The organism is Sphaerisporangium sp. NPDC051017 (assembly GCF_040683095.1).
Lineage (GTDB): Bacteria > Actinomycetota > Actinomycetes > Streptosporangiales > Streptosporangiaceae > Sphaerisporangium.
Window position 1 is genome coordinate 1 of record NZ_JBFBCI010000146.1, and the last position, 1,809, is coordinate 1,809.

Annotated in this window: 1 protein-coding gene; it reads left to right on the forward strand. The window is 67.3% G+C overall.

The window, feature by feature from the left end:
* Nucleotides 1-238 precede the first annotated feature (238 nt).
* Entirely contained in the window at nt 239-1,630 is a 1,392-nt protein-coding gene (locus AB0M95_RS40910; protein WP_363777155.1) for an IS1380 family transposase, read from the forward strand.
* Nucleotides 1,631-1,809: the final 179 nt, after the last annotated feature.

Here is a 1,809-nt window from a genome sequence, read left to right on the forward strand (position 1 = left end):
GCCTGATGAATTCACCGGCACGCCGGTGAACGTCACCTAGCGTCACAAACGACAAAAGGTGCCGCTCTGACCTGGCATGATCTGGATTGACTAGATCTTGATCCTGCAGGAGAACGGCACCTCGAAAGTGAAGCGTACGACACCCGCCGGGTTGCGGCGGAAGATCAAGCGTGTTAGAGAACAGCGCCGCCGCCGAAAACTGGAAAAACGCACGTCAGCGTGGTCGACAGGACTGGAGATGACCGACGGCGCCACCGGGCTGGTTCCCGCCGCTGGTGTCCCTCTGCTCCGGCTGTTCGCCGAGAAATCCGGCGTACGCGGCCACGCCTCCACGGCGCTGCTCGTGCCCGGGTTCCATCCCGGGCATGACCGTGGGCAGGTCCTGGTCGATGTCGCGATCGGGCTGGCGATGGGCGCGACCTCGGTGAGCGCCGCGATGGACACCACCGCAGGGGCGAGCCCGGTGACCGGGGCGGTCGCCTCGGGCGTGACCGCCTGGCGGCTGTTCGGCGACGAACTCGACCCGGTCATGCTGGAACGGCTGGCGCGGGCGCGGGCCACGCACCGGCGACGCATGTGGAGCCTGCTCGCCGCCCGCCCGCAAGGTTTCCCCCGGGTGAGCGTGGCCGGGCACGTCTGGGACGGCTGGATCGTCATCGACGTCGACGCGTCCCTGGTGGAGTCCCACTCCGAGAAGGAAGGCGCGGCCCCGACGTACAAAAAGCACGTGTTCGGGCTGCACCCGATCCTGGTGACCTGCGCGAACACCGGAGAGATCCTGGCGATCCTGCTCCGCCCGGGCAACGCCGGCTCCAACACGGCCGAGGACCACATCACCGTCTTGACCGAGGCGATCGCCCAGCTCCCGGCCCGCTACCGGCGGAAAATCATCTTCCGTAGTGACGGCGCGGGGGCCACCAAGGATCTCCTGAAATGGATCAAGGAGACGGCGGCGAAGGGCGGCCACACGTGGCACTACAGCGTCGGCTTCGACGTCACGGCGCCCATCCGCGATGCCATCGTCAAAGTCCCCGAGAAGATCTGGGCCTGCGCGATCACCCCAGAAGGCAAGGTCCGCGACCGCGCCTACGTCGCCGAACTGACCGGTCTGCTCGACCTGAACCGAGACGAGGATGGCTGGCCTGGCGGCATGCGCGTCACCGCCCGCCTCGAACCGCTGCATCCCAAGCACCGCAAGAACGCCAGCACCCTCGAAAAGCGGCGTGGCCAGCGGTTCCAGGCCGTCGCGCATGACCTGCCCGGTCACCACTATCCCCGTCAGGACGCCTTCCATCGCGACCACGCCGATGTCGAATCCGTGATCAAGGATGGGAAGAACCTCGGCCTGCGGCGCCTGCCGTTCTACGCGATGGCCGCCAACCAGGCCTGGTGCCACGCGGTCATGCTCGCTGCCGACCTGCTGGCCTGGCTCCGCCTGCTCATCCTCGACCACCACCCAGACCTGCGCACAGCCACACCCGCGCTCCTGCGCCGCCTGCTGTTCCAGATCCCCGCACGTCTCGTCCGGCGTGCCCGCAAACGCCTGATCCGGCTATGCGCCGGCCATCCCCATACCGCCGACCTGATCACGGCCTGGAGCAAGATCCGAGCCTTGGCCGCCCCCTCCTGACCGCGACCCATCCGTCCCGACGAGCAGAAAGGCCCCGCCCACCGGCCCGCCAAAGGGGAGACTAAGGCCGCACCCGGCGACCACCGGGCTTTCGGCATGCCCGAACCCGGAACTCTGCACCCAACACCATGATCAACACGACCTCAGGAAAGCTTGATCATGATCGTGAAAGATCTGGG

Bases quoted from the DNA above. Each gene is read 5' to 3' on its own strand.
- AB0M95_RS40910 (WP_363777155.1), top strand. From the start codon at position 239: ATGACCGACGGCGCCACCGGGCTGGTTCCCGCCGCTGGTGTCCCTCTG.